Source organism: Weizmannia sp. CD-2023 (genome assembly GCF_036225245.1).
GTDB classification, from domain to species: domain Bacteria; phylum Bacillota; class Bacilli; order Bacillales; family Bacillaceae_C; genus Weizmannia; species Weizmannia faecalis.
Genome location: NZ_JARTJQ010000060.1, coordinates 14,776 through 32,753, shown reverse-complemented (window position 1 = coordinate 32,753; position 17,978 = coordinate 14,776). Strand labels below are relative to the sequence as shown.

13 protein-coding genes and 1 other annotated feature are annotated in these 17,978 nt (G+C 47.4%); of the genes, 3 read left to right on the top strand and 10 right to left on the bottom strand.

The genetic code is table 11. The features are described 5' to 3' along the window. Positions 1-132 precede the first annotated feature (132 nt). On the bottom strand, positions 133-1,011 hold the full coding sequence (locus P9687_RS08395; RefSeq protein WP_035190233.1) for an IS982 family transposase: 879 nt from the start codon (positions 1,009-1,011) through the stop codon (positions 133-135). Between the two features lie 599 nt (positions 1,012-1,610). On the opposite strand from P9687_RS08395, the gene P9687_RS08390 reads away from it, so the two are divergent. The 3 genes from P9687_RS08390 (at position 1,611) to P9687_RS08380 (ending at position 5,767) form a co-directional block, all read left to right on the top strand. Next, a complete protein-coding gene (locus tag P9687_RS08390) occupies positions 1,611-2,150 on the top strand; it encodes an NYN domain-containing protein (RefSeq protein ID WP_014096110.1) in 540 nt (179 codons plus the stop codon). Between the two features lie 682 nt (positions 2,151-2,832). Next, complete coding sequence (locus P9687_RS08385; protein ID WP_014096109.1) at positions 2,833-3,621, top strand: formate/nitrite transporter family protein; 789 nt, start codon at positions 2,833-2,835, stop codon at positions 3,619-3,621. A 511-nt stretch (positions 3,622-4,132) separates the two neighbouring features. Then, positions 4,133-5,767 (top strand): methyl-accepting chemotaxis protein, encoded by a 1,635-nt coding sequence (locus P9687_RS08380; protein ID WP_328220625.1) that lies wholly within the window; start codon positions 4,133-4,135, stop codon positions 5,765-5,767. Between the two features lie 134 nt (positions 5,768-5,901). Here P9687_RS08380 and P9687_RS08375 read toward each other — a convergent pair whose 3' ends face one another. From P9687_RS08375 to P9687_RS08335, 9 genes are all read right to left on the bottom strand, one after another. Beyond that, entirely contained in the window at positions 5,902-6,741 is an 840-nt protein-coding gene (locus P9687_RS08375) for an energy-coupling factor transporter transmembrane component T family protein (protein WP_017551918.1), read from the bottom strand. Further along, complete coding sequence (locus P9687_RS08370) at positions 6,692-8,440, bottom strand: ABC transporter ATP-binding protein (RefSeq protein ID WP_328228508.1); 1,749 nt, start codon at positions 8,438-8,440, stop codon at positions 6,692-6,694. The genes P9687_RS08375 and P9687_RS08370 overlap by 50 nt, the downstream gene beginning before the upstream one ends. Positions 8,441-8,460: 20 nt before the next feature. After that, positions 8,461-9,015 (bottom strand): ECF-type riboflavin transporter substrate-binding protein, encoded by a 555-nt coding sequence (locus tag P9687_RS08365; RefSeq protein ID WP_328228509.1) that lies wholly within the window; start codon positions 9,013-9,015, stop codon positions 8,461-8,463. A 12-nt stretch (positions 9,016-9,027) separates the two neighbouring features. Beyond that, positions 9,028-9,882, bottom strand: coding sequence for an SAM hydrolase/SAM-dependent halogenase family protein (locus P9687_RS08360; protein ID WP_014096103.1), 855 nt, complete (start codon positions 9,880-9,882; stop codon positions 9,028-9,030). A gap of 48 nt (positions 9,883-9,930) precedes the next feature. Further along, positions 9,931-10,202, bottom strand: a binding site (T-box leader). Between the two features lie 223 nt (positions 10,203-10,425). Beyond that, entirely contained in the window at positions 10,426-11,196 is a 771-nt protein-coding gene (locus P9687_RS08355) for a 3-hydroxybutyrate dehydrogenase (protein WP_328228510.1), read from the bottom strand. Positions 11,197-11,221: 25 nt separating this feature from the next. Beyond that, a complete protein-coding gene (locus P9687_RS08350; protein WP_328228511.1) occupies positions 11,222-12,649 on the bottom strand; it encodes a GntP family permease in 1,428 nt (475 codons plus the stop codon). Positions 12,650-12,896: 247 nt separating this feature from the next. After that, positions 12,897-14,357 (bottom strand): CoA-acylating methylmalonate-semialdehyde dehydrogenase, encoded by a 1,461-nt coding sequence (locus tag P9687_RS08345; RefSeq protein ID WP_429906497.1) that lies wholly within the window; start codon positions 14,355-14,357, stop codon positions 12,897-12,899. Positions 14,358-14,746: 389 nt separating this feature from the next. Further along, positions 14,747-15,943: an iron-containing alcohol dehydrogenase gene (locus tag P9687_RS08340; protein ID WP_017551924.1), complete on the bottom strand. Its 1,197-nt coding sequence runs from the start codon at positions 15,941-15,943 to the stop codon at positions 14,747-14,749. A 141-nt stretch (positions 15,944-16,084) separates the two neighbouring features. Next, the gene (locus tag P9687_RS08335) at positions 16,085-17,863 is read right to left on the bottom strand and encodes a sigma 54-interacting transcriptional regulator (protein WP_328228513.1); all 1,779 of its coding nucleotides are present in this window, start codon (positions 17,861-17,863) and stop codon (positions 16,085-16,087) included. Positions 17,864-17,978: the final 115 nt, after the last annotated feature.

Below are 17,978 nucleotides of genomic sequence, written 5' to 3'. Positions count from 1 at the left end.
TGTTTCAAGCAGTTGGCAAGACGGAAAGAGGATGAAACAGCTAAGAAAAATATATAAAATTGCAATGAAAATGATTGACAAAATCAATAGATTGTTATTATAATTTAGAAAACCCGTGGTGCTAGTTGAGCGTTAGAACTCAACTAGCCCTAGTGTGACCAGCGAATAGGCTAACAATATGCCGTCGAGCGCTACTTCAAATCCGATCATGGAATTCGCTCGAATCTCTGTGATCCGGTATTGGTCAACCAGAACCGAGAACACCGTCTCGATCACTTTGCGTTTTTGTTGGATCCATTTCTCCCATGCCTCGGACGAGCAATGTTTCTGGTTTTTTCGAGACGGAGTCCAAAGCGCCATTTGGTATTCTTCGTACAGCCTTTTTTGCAACTCACGGCTAATGAATCCTTTGTCCCCGAAGTTATAGGGATGAGGAATTTGAGTCATCACGCTTTCAGCGGCGATACGATCATGGCAGGATGCTTCCGTCACCACATAGCCCATGGGCAACCCTTGATCGGTCACTTGAAGGTGCAGCTTCAACCCATAGTACCATTGCTTTTTTGAAGCGCAATACCCGATGTCTGCGATCTCTTGAAACCGTTTGACGCGATGCATTCTCGCAGCATGGCACAACTCTAACGGCAAGCTATCGACGACGGCATAGGCATGATGTTGGCCGCGTTTCGCCAGCTTATGGCGGATCCATTTGATGGCGAAGCGCAGCGCTCGACAACGGCGGTTGTACCGGGAACGTTCGAGAAACGAGCCGTTTGTGAACAAATTTCCAGTGACAAAGCGATGCCATGCCCGTTCGGATGTAAAACCGAGCAACTTTCCTAAAATATGAATCGCGATGACCACGGCGTCTTCCTGTTTGACCAAATGGCGGTTGCGGCGCTGCAGGTACATCTGAATCGATGACAGTTGGGCAGAGACAAAAAAGAAAATGGCGGCATATTGCTTTTGAATCTTGGTCCGATCTGTAGTAAAATGAAAGTGCTCTTGCATGGGGATTCTCCTTTCGAATGGTAGGTTGCACTTTCATTCTACAGGAGATCCGCCAGGCAAGGGCTATTTTTATGCTTGATCAAGTTTATCTAGCACCACGGGTTTTAGAAAATAAAATTCTAATCAAAAAACAGGCCTTCTCCTATTACAAATGTCACCACTGGTTACATTTTACTCTAGGGTAGGCGAGGGCCTAACTGTTTTCCAAAATTACGGTTGTGGGAAGAAACGGTGATGGCATAGAGCAGTTGTGTGTACAGCTGTTTCACTGGCTCAACTAAGACCTGTTTTCAAGAGCGAATCATCCGAATATCTAGATCATCTGTATGATTATATAGATTTATGTAGATTTTCGGAACCAGCGTATATGGAAGAATATTTTGCTGTTGACAGCTTCCCCAGGATGGTGATATATTTACCTCGAAAAGGTTAAGAAGCTCGGGAACTTAACCAAAAAGGGATATAATAAGACCGTCAGTCGGAGACGGTGTCTTTCAGTGTTGTGAGGTGCTTAGCAATCGGAGCTAAGTACAAGAGAATCAGAAAAGGCGTCAGCATCGAAGCTGGCGCCTTTAGTATGTCAAAGGGGGAAACCAAATGTGAAGAGAGTGATGGTCTTTATTGATGGCAATAATTTCGAAGCGGCTCTTACTGCCTTGTACGGGTCTCAGCAGAGGCTGGACTATTTAAAGTTGGCAGAATACGTGGCTGCCCGGAGAGATGGGATCCTTCAGCGCATTTATTATTACACAGCAGTCGGAAGTTTGGATAAAGAAAAAGCGGCAGCAACGAAATTATTTATTGATCATTTAAACAAAAAGGTTCCAAAATGTATCGCGAAACTGGGTTATTTAAGTGTTGTGGGAATAAATGCGCTAGGCAAGCCAATTTTTACAGAAAAAGGAACAGATGTAAATATAGCGGTAGATTTGGTGTCACTTGCTTTTAATAACGGTTATGATGAGGCAATTTTATTCAGTGCTGATACGGATTACGAAGCAGCCATTAAAATGGCCAGAAGTTTGGGGAAAAATGTGGTTGCCGGTGTCGTAGATCAACAAAAAGCGGGTTATATGAAGGATCTTTGTGATGAGTATATTACTTTAAAAAAAGAAGACTTTAATCAGTGCATGCGTTAATGAAAAAGTAAAGCTGCCCGGAGTCCGAGCCTCAAGGCAGCCAATGATGCGCTTGGCTGTATAGTTCGAATCTGTACAGCCTTCTAATCATGAGTATGAACGGACAACACGGGTTCATACCCATTTTCTTTCGACATTTTTATTCCCATTTGAAAGAATGAAAAAACCTGTCTGCCATGCCATCCGTGTGGGAATCGCTTTATGGATTAAAATACGCGTGGTTTCCGCCATAAGAGGAATAGCTTCCTAAAGGGCACAACTTTTAATATACATAATATCTGAATTTTTTAAAAGGAAACAAAAAGTTTCCTGCTTGTCTGTTTAAGCATGCGCCGAAGTGGGGAAAGGTATTTTGCAAAATGTACAGAAGCGCCAAAGTGCATTTGACTTCATTGAAAGTTTGGATATATTATAAATTAGAAATTTTTCCATCATGGAAGCTTCAAAAAATATCATGCAAAGAAAACTGGATAAAAAAATTTTGCTTATACATCCTAAAAGATAGCAATACCCGCCGGACATCCCGGGAAAAATACGGGTGTAGCGGGAAGAAACACGCTGGCACTTAAATATAGCCTGATTTCGAATGATCTATTTTGCGAATTTGCGTTGATGCTGGTACGGTGAGCAGCAGCAGGAATGTTTTTATTCTCTATCATATAAGAAATGAGAGGTGGGTATGATGGACTTAAGTCCGAAAGAAATTGCGGATGTAGCAATTGAAAAAGGAATAGCGAAAGCGAACAGCTCGTTTTTGTCGATGGTGGTGCTTGGTTTTTTGGGCGGGGCTTTTATTGCAATCGGTTATTTGGCTTATATCCGGGTGACCGGCACGATGCCAGCGAGCTGGGGCAGTTTTGACACATTTATGGGTGCCGCAGTGTTCCCGACCGGCCTGATCTTGATTTTGGTTGGGGGCGGCGAGCTTGTCACCGGCAATATGATGGCCGTCAGCATGGCCTGTTTTGACAAAAAGATTAACATCTTGCAGCTTATCTGGAACTGGTTGTGGATCACCATTTTTAACCTGATCGGTGCGCTGTTTGTGGCCTACTTTTTCGGGCATTTTATCGGCCTGACAGAGGGGGATTTTTTGGCGAAAACAGTTCACACGGCAGAAATGAAGACAAGCGCACCTTTTTGGCAGGCATTTGTCTCCGGGATCGGTTGTAACTGGCTTGTCAGCATGGCAGTCTGGCTTTGCTACGGCGCCAAAACGTTTGCAGGCAAAATCCTCGGCATCTGGTTTCCGATCATGGCTTTTGTGCTGATTGGGTTCCAGCACGTCGTTGCCAATATGTTCATTATTCCGGCCGCTATTTTTGCGGGGCATCTTTCATGGATGTTATTTTTGAAAAATATCATTGCCGTTTTCCTCGGGAATGCGGCAGGCGCAGTTGTGTTTGTCAGCATGCTCTACTTTATCGCATATAAAAAAGAAGGGGTGCAAAAGACAGACACTGCACTTTGAAAGGGAAGGCTTCTCACAAAATGGGAAGCCTTCCTTTTTTGGCTTTCGGTAAAAACAGAATCGCTTTTTCAGCCATTGCAGAAAAGGATGCAAATTTGAATAGGCTACGCAGAATGGGAGTGAGTCAGCAAGAATGCAAATATCTGATAGAAAAAGCAGCAAAAACTTTGTACCCCGCCTGGTTCTAACGGAGAAAGAGCCATTACCAAGCCCTTCGTAATAATGGGTATCACAGTGCTTCCCGAGCAAAGCTCCACTTGCTTCCGCTCCCTATTCACACAAATTTTGCATGATTCTACAAATTTCCGCAAAGGATTGATATAATAGATATATAGTCTCAGACATTGGATCTGTTACTTATGGGACATCGTTTTTTGGAAAAACAACCTGTTCATAAATTGCAGATTGATGATGGGTACATTGTCCTATGGATATCTTTACGGATTCCGGTTTGCAAGGGGATACCCATTTTAAAAAACAAATCTATCGCGGTGGAACCAGGGGGAAGAGGATGAGCAAACTACTACATACGACTGCAGCAAAAAAAGCACTGGCTAAAGTTGAAAGGGTGGCTGAAAAGGTAAGGCAGGTTTGGGATTCGCAAAAGTCCATTGAAGAACAGGCCGATTCCATTCGTTCCCTGCTTGATCAGGAACTTGCGCGGGATGAATACTTTGTGATTGTGGATGAAAACGGTGTGGGTTATATCCATACGAACCGCCTCTGGGAAGGAACCATTTTTAATGACAAAGTGGGGCTGGCTGCTGCCAGTACCAATACTGGCCTATTACAGATGTACCCAAGAGATACGGGGGAAGTGCTCATTGATGCCTCGTGCCCGCTTTTGACTGGCCCAAATGGAAAGCGCTTTAATTTGCGGATGGGCAGGCTTGTTCATCAGCCGTTTATCGGTCTCCTTTTTGGGGGGATAGCGGTGGTGTCGAGTGTAGCAGCATCATTGGCCGCCTATTTTTTTCATCAAGACCTGGTGGAAACAGGCAGTGTGTTCAGCATTACCCTTTTCGTCAGTCTTGTGCTTAGTTTGGTCGCCTATTTGATCATCACTCATCAGCTGCGACATTGGTATGCGGTTACAAGAAAAATTTCATCGGGGGACTTGAGCGCAATGGTGAAGACAGTAGGGCTGCGCAATGAGTTCCATCAAATCGGCTATGAAATAAATAAAATCATTTTAGGGATCCGGGCAATGATCCGTGACTTTAAAAATGGAAGCGAAACAGTGGAACAGATAAGCAAGGAACAAGAAATGGAATTGCAGCACATTTCCGCAGCTTTTGAACAAATCTCTGCAGCCGTCCAAACTTTTCGGAGCGGCGCTGAGATTCAGGGCAACTCGGTTGGAAATGCGAATGAGATGGTGGAAAAGATGATGGAAAAGGTATGGGAAATGCAGGAAGAAGCGGAGAATGCTGTTGCCGGGGCGGATGAAGCACTGAGGGATGCAAGTAAGGGAGAACAGGCTGTACAATTGGCGAAAAACCAAATGAAGGCGATTCAGGATGAGGCTTCAAATACAGCGTCTAATATCCGTTTGGTAGCCGAAGAAGCGAAAACGGTCATGGAAAAGGTGTCGGCCATTACGGAAATTTCCAAGCAAACGAATATGCTGGCACTTAATGCCTCGATTGAAGCGGCACGGGCTGGCGAGGTCGGAAACGGTTTTGCGATTGTCGCCAATGAGGTGAGAAAACTGGCGGAAGGGACAAATGTATTCGAACATATCATGTCCTCTATGAAAAAAACAAGGGAAGATTTAGAAGCAGCTGTTGCGCAGGTTGAACATAATGTAAAGGCGATCGATAAGGGAATGGAGATTGTTTCGCAAACCGGTGAGACCATTATGCAATTAACAAAGAGCGCCGTCCGGACACAAGACATGGTCATCCATAATCGCAAGTCTGTTCAAAACATCACGGAGGAGGGGGAAAAGCTTCAGGAAATGATAAAAGAAATAAAAACGATTACGGAAGATTTCACCAAAACAGTGGCTGAAACGAACGCCAGCATGGAAATTCAGGTGGAAGGCGTAAATTCGATCGCTCAGAATGCAACACAGCTGGCATCGGAAGCCAAGCATCTTAACCGCATTGTGAAAAGATTTCGGGATGGAAAAGACATTTTTTAAAAAGGGGACGCCCATTTCGCAAGCGCGACGTGGACGCCCATTCTGAAAATAGGGGGAGTGATTTTCATTTTTTACGGATGCATTCATTGCGGTATGGGTGTTCCTCCTAAAAAGAACCCTAAACCAAGCCTTAATTAAGATAACTTAAGAAACGGGTTATAAAAGCGGCTGCCGTTGTGAAAGGTGACAAGCAGTGAAGCAACCAAGATGGCCAAAAAGACAGCCATTGTTGCATAGTCCTTTAACTGAAAAGGGCGTGCACTGTACCAGGTGCGTTTTTTATTTTTTCCGAAGCCGCGTAGTTCCATCGCGTTGCTGATGGTTTCGATTTTATCAAGGCTCGACAAGATGAGCGGAATCAGGATGGTTGCCGCGTTTTTTATCCGTTTCGGCAGCTTTTCTTTGCGCGACATATCTAAGCCTCTTGCCTGCTGGGAAAGGGCGATATTGTGAAAGTCCCGCTGAATATCGGGAATATAGCGGAGCGCTAGGGCAACCGCAAATGAAATCCGGTAGCTGATCCCGATTTTATTGAGCGATGCAGCAAACTCGCTTGGATGCGTCGTTACAATAAACAGAAGTGCGGCTGGAATGACCGTGAAATATTTGAGTGTAATGTTAAACTGGTAAAAAAGCTGTTCCCACGTGATATTGTACCGGCCGGCAATCGAGAACAGCACATGGCTTGTCCCGTAAATTTTTACACCCTGTCCTGGCGAAAAAATATAAATCGCAATGTTATTCAAAAGCAGAAAAGCCAAGATAAAAAGCAAAATAAATAATACTTCCCGGATCTTGATGCGTGAAATGTAAAAAATAACAAGGCTTAAAAGAAAAAGGAAAAGAAGCACACGTGTATCATAGGTAAGCATGGCAGCAAAAGACCACATCAAAAAGAGAATCAATTTTGTCGCACCAGTCAATTCATGGACGGGGGATTTCCGCTCGATATAAGACAGCATTTCGGTTGCCATTTGTCTGTAGCCCCCTTTCGTACGTGATAAAGCGTTCCGTGAAACTTTCCGGGTTCAAATGTAGCCGGTTTGCAAGCGCATAGAGGGATGTCTCTTTTAAATTGGCACGTCGGATTATATCAGGATGAGTTAAAATTCCGGCAGCCGAACCGTCGGCAATTTTTTCTCCGTCTGCAAGTACAATGGCGCGCGGCGTATACTCCAGCATGAGGTGCATGTCATGGGTGATGAAGAGAATTGTGATGCCTTTTTTGTTCAGTTCCACCAAAAACTCCATGATTTCATGGTAATGCATATAATCCTGGCCGGCAGTTGGTTCATCGAGAATCAAAATATCCGGTTCCAGTACGAGAATAGAAGCAATGGTCACCCTTTTTTTCTGTCCGAAGCTGAGCGCGGAAACAGGCCAATTCCGAAAAGGGTAAAGACCGCAAAGCCGCATGGCATTTTCTGTGCGTTTTTTGATCTCTTCCGGGGCAATTCCCCGGTTGGCCAGACCAAGCGCAATTTCATCGAAAATCATATGTTTTGAGATCATCTGGTTCGGGTTTTGCATGACCATGCCAATCCGAAGCGACCGTTCTTTAATGGTGTCGTTTGTGATGTCCTTCCCTTTGTAAAAAATTTTTCCGGAAGAAGGTTGTTCAAAGCCGCAGATCAGACGTGACAATGTTGATTTTCCTGCACCATTTTTCCCGACAATGCTTACCATTTCCCCTTTTTGGATGGTGAAAGAAAGGTTTTTGAGCACAGGCTGCCCGGGTTTATACGAAAAAGACAAATGATGGATTTCAAGCACCGGCTCTGTTTCGATGCGGGCAACCGGCTTTTTAGCATGTTTATACCAGTTTAAAAGGGCGTCTTTGCACCGGCCGAGTTGAAATGTATCCAGGTGGGCCGGATGCATCTCAGGTGTGATGTGGCAGCCGGCATATTTTGCAGCTTTGACATAAAGCGGCTCCCGGATATGACACGTTTCCAGCACGGAAGAAGAAAGCAATTCATCCGGCGTACAATCGCTGATCATGTTGCCTTCATCCATCACAATGACTCGGTCTATTTTTTCAGCTAGCACATCCTCAAGCCGGTGTTCAATGATTATGACGGTCACGTTTGCTTTTTGTCGGATGTCCGAAATAAGCTGAATGGCTTGCTTTCCGGTTCTCGGGTCGAGATTTGCGAGCGGTTCATCAAACAAAAGAATTCCTGTATTGTCCACCATTACACCAGCAAGAGACACTTTCTGCTTTTGGCCTCCTGATAATTCATGTACACGTGCTGAAAGCTTGTTTTCAATACCGACTGTCCGTGCTGCTTTATCAACGGCATCATGCATATCACGAAGCGCAAGGCCCTCATTTTCCAGGGCAAAAGCGATGTCCTCGCCGACGGTTAAGCCAATGAACTGTCCGTCCGGATCCTGTAGCACTGTCCCGACTAATTTGGATATGGAGAAAATGTCCATAACTTTTGTTTCTTTTCCGTTTATCTTTAAACTTCCGGATACTTCGCCTTTATATGAAAAAGGAATGAGGCCGTTGATGCAGTGGCCGAGTGTGCTTTTCCCAGAACCGGACTGGCCGAGGATTAGTACGCTTTCTCCTTCATAAATTGTTAAATTGATATCGTGCAGGGTAGGGGTGGCCTGACTTCTGTATTGAAACGTATAATTCTGGAATTCAATGACGGGCTTTTTCATCTTTTCCTCCCGGTATTCTATCATTCTTTTCGGAGACTACCGCTTTTGCTTCTCGTTTTCGAGTAAGCAGTAATCAGCAATGTTCCGATAATCCCGACTGTCACCATGTTGGACACACCCGCGACAATGCCTTGTAAAAATACTTTATTGGCAGGTTCCGCATAGATAAGGATGTCGAGCAAAGGGGCAACAAGAAACCATCCGATTGCTTGGGCAATGACTTGTACGATATTAAACAGAAAAATCTTTTTGCCGTCTAGAATGCCGGATTCGATGTCTATTTTTTTCGAAACAAGGCCGAATAAGAAGCCGACAAGGGTAGAAACGATCACCCAGCTCCACCAGATAGACCCGTAGGAAATGGCATCCTTTAAGGCGTGTCCGATCAGACCGATCAGGGCGCCTGCAACCGGGCCGTATACAATCGACATAAGGGCAAGAAAAGCATAAGACGTTTCAATGGTTGTATTCGGGATACCGGTCGGGATGGAAACAAACCTGCCCAAAATAATGAAAACGGCAGCGCCAATCCCGATTGCAACAATTGTGACGATCGATCTTCTGTTTGATTGCATGTCGTGTTCCCCCTATTTTTGATATACAATTTTCGGTGCTTTGCGGATGGTAATGTTCCATTTGATACCGGTATCGATATGGTAGGCTTTTGCGAAAGAGCCCTGGTTGATGGCGATGCCGAGTTTGTACAGGGAATTGATGTACAAAAGCGGTTCGCCAATATGGCTGTCGGCAAAAGAATGGCCGAATGTCATAATGTTTTTATAATGCTGGCGGGATTCGTTAAAAATCGTGACTTCGAACGAATCGCCGTAGTTGACGTCCAATTGCCTGAACAAGGAAGAATCAATATTGGTCCATAAATTGCCGAAACGGACATCCAGCGTATCGATCGTGCCTGTAATCACGCCATCCTGAAGCTCCGGTGCTTTTCTCGGCAGTTCAATAATGGAGTCAGCCGGAATTTCCGGCCCGATTTCTTCAAAACGGATTACCCCGGCAGCCAGTTTCGCGCCGGTGTAGGCATACACATCACGGCCGTGAAACGTATACGATTCTTCTGAATGCGGGAGCCGGTTGGTGGTTTCGTCAATTTCTCTGGCGGCCACAATTGTGTCTTTAATGTGGGTCAGGGTGCCGTTATCCGGTGTGATGATGTACTGGCCGTTTGCCGTTTTGGCGGCAATGCTGCGCCGATCGGATCCGACACCGGGGTCGACCACGCTCACAAACACGGTATCCGCCGGCCAGTAGGAAATCGTCTGGTACAGCCGGTAAGAAGCTTCCCAAATATGGTAGGGTGGAATTTCATGGGTCAAGTTAAAGATTCGGAGCGCTGGGTCAACCGAGACTGCTACCCCGTTCATCGCGGCTACGGCACCGTCGCATAATCCGAAGTCTGTTTGAAGTACCAATGGTTTTGTCATATCATTTCCTCCTTGAATTTTGAAAAATAAAAAACCACGCCCCTATACGATAAGGGCGTGGTTTGAATTCACGCGGTACCACCTTCGTTCACTGGTTCACTGTTTACTCACATAAACAGCCTTAGCCAGTACGGGAGCCTGCAATCTCCTTATACTGCGGCGCTTTAACGGGCGCTCTTCCCGCCGGAACCTACTTACGGTTAAGCTTTCAGCACGGAACTCCAAGGCCATTTTTCCGGTTCGTCCTTTTGCTTCTTTTCAGCAACCGAAGCTCTCTGTGAAAATTCGTGAACCGTACTTTTCCTTTTCCTCGTTTTTGGAATGAACTTTGAATTCATTATAGGATTAATCATTTGAAATTTCAAGATAAAATTTTATAATTTTGCTTTTTCATCAAATCCCGTCTTCTATCCTGAAAATATACATCAGCTGATTTTCGTCTTTTTGCTGGTGCTGCTTACTCCGGTATGGGCGTCTAATTGCGGCCGTGTCGTTTCCGAGTTGTTGCAGATGAAAACGGCACGGTTTCTGCCGCTCCGCCGGTTATTGTGCCGTATACCCTCCGTCCAGCACGGCTGCCTGGCCGGTAATGCCTTTTGCTTTATTGCTAGCCAAAAAAACGGCATAATCAGCAATTTCTGTGACAGAAAGCAGCCGTTTTTGCGGGACAAGGGGATAAATCACTTCCTCAAGTACTTTTTCAAAAGGCACTTTCCGCGTTTTTGCCAGGTCTTTCAGCTGGTTGCGGACAAGCGGCGTGTCGACATAGCCCGGGCAAATGGCGTTGACACGAATGCCATGCTCCGCTCCTTCCAAAGCGGCTACTTTCGTCAACCCGATCACCCCGTGTTTGGCGCTGTTGTAGGCGGCTTTGCCGGCAAATCCGATCAGGCCGTTAACAGATGCCATGTTTAAAATTGTACCGCCGCCCTGTTTTTTCATGATGGGAAAAGCATGCTTGATGGCCATAAAAGGGGCTGTCAGCATGACTTTAATCAGCAGCTCAAACTTCTCTGTCGGAAAGGCTTCAATCGGCGAGACGTACTGGAGCCCTGCGTTGTTAACAAGAATATCCAGACGGCCGAATGTGCCTGCCGTTGTTTCGATCACTTGCTTCAAGTCCTTTTCTATCGTGACATCACATGGTGCAGAGACAGCACCCAATTCATCGGCTGCTTTCTGGCTTGCTTCGGCGTTTTTATCGGAAATCACGACATTGGCGCCTTCTGTTTTAAAAGCGCGCGCAATGGCAAGGCCGATGCCGCTTCCTGCCCCTGTCACAAGTGCCGTTTTTCCTTCAAGGCATTTTTCCATCCCTTTTTCCTCCCTGTAATTCGGATCAAATGATGCCAAATATGGTGTAGAGTGCAATGGCAAAGAAAACAGAAACGGTTTTAATGATGGTAACGGCAAAAATATCACGATAAGACTGCTTGTGCGTCAAACCTGTAACGGCAAGCAGCGTAATGACCGCACCGTTATGCGGAAGGGTATCCATACCGCCGGATGCCATGGCAACAACACGGTGCATGACTTCAGGCGGAATATGGGCAGCGGCAATGGCTTTGTTGTACTGATCCGCCATCGCGCTCAGTGCAATCCCCATGCCGCCCGATGCCGAGCCGGTCACCCCGGCAAGCGTGGTTGTTGTTACAGCGCCGTTTACAAGCGGATTTGTAAACGTATGGGAAATACCGTGGCTGATTGTTGTAAAACCGGGAAGCGAGGCAATAACGCCGCCAAACCCGTATTCAGCTCCGGTATTCATCGTTGCGAGCAGAGATCCGCCGATACTTGCATTCAATCCTTCTTTTATATTTTTCGTTACCCTTTTCCAGTCAAAAGCAACCGTTGCCAAAATGCCCATGACAAGCGCCATTTCCACCGCCCAAATGGCAGCCACTGCGTTGATGTCCACCGTGCCAAAAGCGTCAAGGCCGATTTTGGAAAAATCGAATCCGTCCGGGTACCATTTCGGGATATAGGTGGTAAAAACTTTGTTCATGACACCGACAAGAACGAGCGGGACGAAAGCAAAAATCTGCCTGGCCAGCGATTGGCTTGCGGAAAGATCCGGTGCTGGTTCCTGTTCGGCTTCAAGCGCCGCGGCCGTTTCTGAAGAAAAACCGTAATAGCCCTCGCCGGATTTTTCTGCTTTTTTCCGCCTGTATTCCAAGTACAATAGGCCGCATATCAGCACGAATGCACCGCCGAGCAGACCGAGAACCGGTGCTGCATAAATGTCTGTTTTAAAGAAGGTGGTGGGGATCACGTTTTGGATTTGCGGCGTGCCAGGCAAAGCATCCATCGTAAACGTTAAGGTTCCTAAAGCGATTGTCCCGGGAATGAGCCGTTTCGGAATATCCGCTTCCCGAAACATTTGGGCGGCAAACGGATAGATCGCAAACACGGCTACAAACAGGCTTACACCGCTGTAGGTCAGAATCGCCCCAAGCAGCACGATGGCAAGCATCGCCCGTTTTGCGCCGATGAGCTGGACGATCGTTTTGGCAATAGATTCTGCAATCCCGCTCATTTCCACCACTTTGCCGAAAATGGCACCCAAAAGGAAGACAGCAAAATAAGATTTAATAAAGCTGACCATCTTTTCCATAAACACATTTGAAAAGAACGGGAGCACATACTCCGGCGCCGTCAATAGTACTGCGAGCAGCGCGCACAAAGGGGCAAACAGGATCACCGAGTATCCCCTGTATGCAACAAATATTAATAGGCCCAGCGATAATAAAATGACGAAAAAGTCCATCTCCATCCCCCATTTTTGAATTTGAGAAAACGGTTACATTTATGAACGCATCCGGTTTGCCAGCAAACCTGTTTCCATAATCATAATAAAATGCAGCTGCCACAGTTGAATCAGCTTTTAATTGCAAGCATTACCCCAAAGTATTGTTGCAAAAGCGTCCGAGGATCTGCCCGGGTTTTTCAACTCATTCGGACAACCGGACTGCAAAAAAGAGAGCAGAAGCCGCCACGCTGGGCAGCTCCTTGATTTACCACCTTGCTGTCAGCATTTTCCGGCGGGTGTAGAATTCGACGCCGTCTGTGCCGTTTGCGTGAAGGTCGCCGAAGAAGGAATTTTTCCAGCCGGAGAACGGGAAAAAGGCCATGGGCGCAGGCACGCCAATATTAACGCCAAGCATGCCGGCCTGGATATTTTCCCTGAAGTAGCGGACATTGCTGCCGTCTTTTGTAAACAGACAGGCGCCGTTGCCAAACTCAGATCGGTTTGCCACTTCAATCGCTTCTTTCAGGCTTTCCGCGCGCACAACGGAGAGGACCGGCGCAAAAATTTCATCTTTCCAAATGCGCATATCCGGGGTAACTTTGTCAAAAATGGTCGGCCCGAGGAAATAGCCATCACCGCGCGCAGCCGCATCTTTTCTGCCGTCCCTTACCAAAACGGCGCCTTCTGCTATTCCGGTTTCGATATATTTTTCCGTACGTTCTTTATGGTCCTTTCTGATGACCGGTCCGAGGAACACGCCTTCATCGAGGCCGTTGCCAATTTGGATTTCATCCGCTTTCTGCTTCAGTTTTTGCAAAAGCGGCTCGGCTGTGTTTCCGACAGCGACCACAACCGAGCAGGCCATGCACCGTTCGCCGGCTGACCCGAAAGCAGCGCCGATTACTTCTTTTACCGCGGCGTCCAGATCGGCATCCGGCATTACGATCGTATGGTTTTTGGCGCCTGCTAATGCCTGCACCCGTTTTCCGTTGGCTGCCGCGGTTTTATACACATATTCAGCCACTGGTTTTGACCCGACAAAGGAGATTGCAGGCACGTCTTCATGTTCCAATAGACGGTTGACAACATCATGTGCACCATGGACGATATTGAGCACGCCATCCGGCAGGCCTGCTTCCCGGAACAATTCTGCAAGCCGGTTGGCAAGGAGCGGTGTGCGTTCCGACGGTTTCAGGACAAATGTATTCCCCATCGCAATGGCCAGTGGAAACATCCAGCACGGCACCATCATCGGAAAATTGAACGGTGTAATGCCGCCAACAACACCGACCGGGTAGCGGTACATGCCGGATTCCATATTGGTTGCAATATCCGGCAGCTGTTTTCCCATCATGAGTGAAGGGGCACCTGCGGCAAACTCCACACATTCAATGCCGCGCTGCACTTCCCCGTAAGCTTCCGTATAGCTTTTTCCATTTTCCTCGGTAATCATTTTGGCGAGTTCATCCCAATGGTCCACAAGCAGCTGCTGGAATTTGAACAAGATACGCGCACGTTTCGGAACGGGCGTTGTACTCCATGTTTTGAAAGCCTCTTTTGCTGCTTCTACCGCTTCATCGACATCAAGTGCAACGGAGAGCGGCACTTCTGCAAGCAGATCCCCTGTCGCAGGATTCGGGACAGCCTGGTAACGGGTTGTTTGCGGCTCAATCCATTTGCCGCCCACATAGTTTTTTAAAATATTTTTCGTCGTTGTTTCCAACATCAACAGCTCCTTTTTAGAAATGAAATGCAATATGTTTTCAATGATGGGGCACAGGCTGCAAAGGTAAGTCAGCTGTAAATTTGTATTTAAGTTTTGCCCCAGTTTGCACGATGGTTGATTTTTGACAAAACAGGGTACAGCGTAGCAATGATCCGGCCATTTTATACCGAAAAAATTTTCAGAGTGAGCGCTCATGCCGCTTTTTCCCGTTGTAAATTTTCCGGATAAGCACGCCGTCCGCAAATCAGCGGCCGCAATTTTTCAGGATAGGCGCCCATTTAACGCGGTACCAGCCGAAGATTAAAAATCAGTCGCTGCAAACTTCCAGAACCGGCCAGCCTAAAAAATGGCCCGGCATGCAGCATTGGAATTTGAAAAGGCCGGCTGCTCTATCCCCGGGCCTGCACTTCCCCGGAAAACTGGTAATCATAGCAAACAAGATATAAATCTTCTATTTCCTTTTGCGAAGGAACCCTTGGATTGTTTTGCGGGCTGCCGCTGGCAAGGGCATCAGAAGCCATTTTGTTGATGGCGCTTTCAAACGGTTGCTGTGGAATGCCCCAGCCTCTTAAATTCGGGATATTTAAATCAAGGCACAGCTGTTTGACGGCACGGACGGCAAGATCAGCCGCTTCTTTGCCGGACAGGTCTTTCTCTTCCGGTGAAAAAATTTTCCCGATATCCGCGAGCCTTTCCAAACAGGCGGATTTGCTGAATTCGAGCACGGCAGGCAACAGCATGGCATTCGATACGCCGTGCGGGACGTGGAAGAGTGCGCCGATCGGCCGGCTCATTCCGTGCACAAGGCAGACAGAAGCGTTGGAAAATGCCATCCCCGCTTGCAAAGAACCGAGCGACATGGCGTCGCGCGCTTCCATATTTTCCCCATCTTCGTAGGCACTTTTTAAGTTCGGGATGATAAGCCGCATAGCGGACAGGGCAAGCGTATCGGTTAACGGATGGGCCCTTCTTGAAATATACGCTTCAATCGCATGGCTTAAGGCATCTACACCGGTTGCCGCTGTAACCGATTTCGGGGAAGACTTTGACAAAACAGGGTCCACAATCGCGACAGCCGGCATAAAAGCAGGCTGCTTGATCATCATTTTGACATCATTGGCAGTATTCGTAATGATCGTGGCGTCTGTCGCTTCTGACCCCGTTCCGGCCGTTGTCGGAACCGCAATATGCGGGACAGGCGGCTTTTCTGCTATTTTCCTTCCGCCCATGTAATCGCCGATATAACCACCGTTCGTTGCGACAACGGCAACGGCCTTGGCTGTGTCAATGCAACTGCCGCCCCCGAGAGAAACCAGCAGGTCGCAACTTTCCTGTTGAAAAAGGGCGAGCGCTTCAGAGACATAGTGGTCAACCGGTTCTGAATGGACACCTGTATATACGGCGCTTTTCACACCGGCTTCCTGCAAAATGCGCTGGCACGCATCCGCGTTTCCAAGCCCGGCCATGATTTTATCTGTGACAATTAAAGCTTTTTTTCCTCTTCGGGCCGCCTCTTCACCGATTTTTTCAAAAGCTTGTTTTCCGTAAAGAATGGTTTGCGGGGTCCGGAATACGGCTTGCCTCATTTTATTTTCACTCCTTTTGTGATGCTGCCTTTTTAAATGCAAAAAGCATGCCAAAAGCGTCTCGCAGAACTGGGCCTGTTTCATGCCGGGAAAGTGTAGGAAAAACACGACAATTGTAGCGGACTGGCTACACTACAGGCGCTACAGGTTATATTTTTTGATTTTCTGGTAAAGCGTTGTGCGGTGGATACCGAGCAGTTCCGCCGCTTTCGTCTTATTGCCGCCTGCATTTTTCAGCGTCCGAATAATGAGTGCTTTTTCTTGCGCCTCGCCCGCTTCTCTGGCGCGGCTGATCAAAGATTCAGCGTAGATGTCTTTTGCCGGTTGAGCCTCATGAATCGCTTCCGGCAGATCGCCACGGCTGATTTCCGGCCCGTCGGCGAGTGTCACAAGCCTTTCCACCGTATTGGCCAGTTCCCTTACATTTCCTTTCCATCCGTAAGCCATCATCGCTGCAACTGCCTCTGAACTGATCCTTTTTTCAGGCAAATCGTAACGCCGGCAAAACGCCTTCAGAAAATGGGAAACCAAACCCGGTATATCTTCTTTTCGTTCGCGGAGCGGGGGCAAATGGATCCGGATAATATTCAGCCGGTAATATAAATCCGCCCGGAACGTGCCGGCTTCTACCATTTCTTCAAGATTGCGATTGGTAGCGGCGACAATCCTCACATTCGTTTTATATTTTTTTACGCCGCCAACCCGCTCGGCTTCTTTTTCCTGAATGGCACGCAGCAGTTTCGTCTGCATGGCGGGCGATAATTCCCCGATTTCGTCCAAAAACAGCGTGCCGTTTTCCGCCAATTCAAATTTTCCGGGCTTCCCGCCTTTTTTTGCGCCGGTAAACGCGCCTTCTTCGTAACCAAACAGCTCGGATTCGAACAAAGGCTCCGGAATCGCGCCGCAGTTGACAGTAATAAACGGTCCCCGTGCATACGGGCTCAATTGGTGGATGCTTTTGGCAAACAGCTCCTTTCCAGTTCCGCTTTCCCCTGTTATCAAGACCGTTGCCGAAGTCCGTGCCGCCCTTCTTGCCAGCCGTTTTACGCGGGAGATGCTTTCGCTCGTTCCTAAAATTTGTGTGAAGCCGGCTTGATCCGGCATCTTTTTGGAACCTGTTTTTTCTTTCCGGGCAGACAAAGAATCCTGCTGCAGCCGCTCAAAAATTTGATACAATTCCGAGACGCCTTCGAAAATCAGCATGCCAATCGCGCCGACTACCCGGCCCCCTTTCCAAATCGGGATACGGTGGACGACCATTGCCTGCCCCTGAATATATTGGATGACACCGCGCTCAGGGATGGCCGTTTTGACAGTGACATGCAGATTGGTATTTTCAATGACTTCGGTAACATGCCGCCCGATCGCATCTTCCCGTTTGATGCCTGTAAACCGGCTGTATGCCTCGTTAAATTCGATAAGAATGCCGTTTTCATCGACAACGGCAATGCCCTCATAAGCGCTCTCCAATACGGCGTTTAAAATCTCTGCTGTGTTTTTTGTTTGCGCCATTTGCCGGATATAGTGCGCAAGGCCGTCCAATAGATCCTGCCTTGTAAGGATGCCGGTGCATTTCCGGTTTTCGTTCACGACTGGAAATGCAGAAAAAGGCAGGGACAGCACGTCAAGCAGGCTGTCTTGTTCAGAGATTGCAGCAAAATTTCTCTTCGGCAGTGCCCGCAAGACCGGTTCGTTTTCCATATGATCCAGCAATGCGGCGAGGACATGATGCAGCGTCAGCATCCCGACTGGCTGGTCTGTCTCATCCGTAACCACAAGGCTGCTTAAATTTTGCCCGCGCATGATGCATGCCGCTTCCCGGAACACGGTCCCTGGCCGGATGACATAAGGGCAAGGGGACATCCAGACACCTGCTTTTAACATGCTTTCCGTTTTTTCATAGTAAAGCGGTTTTGCCATTTCTCATTCCCCTTTTTGAAACGAAGGCTGCCGGCATACCCGGCACCATTCCGTTTACATTTTTAAGCATGCAAAGAATAATTTCTTCTTTTCTTGCTGATTTCCTTTTGAAAAG

Excerpts from the sequence above, each read along its gene's own strand:
- P9687_RS08385 (WP_014096109.1), top strand. The coding sequence starts at position 2,833 with ATGGACTTAAGTCCGAAAGAAATTGCGGATGTAGCAATTGAAAAAGGA.
- P9687_RS08375 (WP_017551918.1), bottom strand. The coding sequence starts at position 6,741 with ATGGCAACCGAAATGCTGTCTTATATCGAGCGGAAATCCCCCGTCCAT.
- P9687_RS08340 (WP_017551924.1), bottom strand. The coding sequence starts at position 15,943 with ATGAGGCAAGCCGTATTCCGGACCCCGCAAACCATTCTTTACGGAAAA.
- P9687_RS08380 (WP_328220625.1), top strand. The coding sequence starts at position 4,133 with ATGAGCAAACTACTACATACGACTGCAGCAAAAAAAGCACTGGCTAAA.
- P9687_RS08370 (WP_328228508.1), bottom strand. The coding sequence starts at position 8,440 with ATGAAAAAGCCCGTCATTGAATTCCAGAATTATACGTTTCAATACAGA.
- P9687_RS08365 (WP_328228509.1), bottom strand. The coding sequence starts at position 9,015 with ATGCAATCAAACAGAAGATCGATCGTCACAATTGTTGCAATCGGGATT.
- P9687_RS08395 (WP_035190233.1), bottom strand. The coding sequence starts at position 1,011 with ATGCAAGAGCACTTTCATTTTACTACAGATCGGACCAAGATTCAAAAG.
- P9687_RS08335 (WP_328228513.1), bottom strand. The coding sequence starts at position 17,863 with ATGGCAAAACCGCTTTACTATGAAAAAACGGAAAGCATGTTAAAAGCA.
- P9687_RS08360 (WP_014096103.1), bottom strand. The coding sequence starts at position 9,882 with ATGACAAAACCATTGGTACTTCAAACAGACTTCGGATTATGCGACGGT.
- P9687_RS08350 (WP_328228511.1), bottom strand. The coding sequence starts at position 12,649 with ATGGACTTTTTCGTCATTTTATTATCGCTGGGCCTATTAATATTTGTT.
- P9687_RS08355 (WP_328228510.1), bottom strand. The coding sequence starts at position 11,196 with ATGGAAAAATGCCTTGAAGGAAAAACGGCACTTGTGACAGGGGCAGGA.
- P9687_RS08345 (WP_429906497.1), bottom strand. The coding sequence starts at position 14,357 with ATGTTGGAAACAACGACGAAAAATATTTTAAAAAACTATGTGGGCGGC.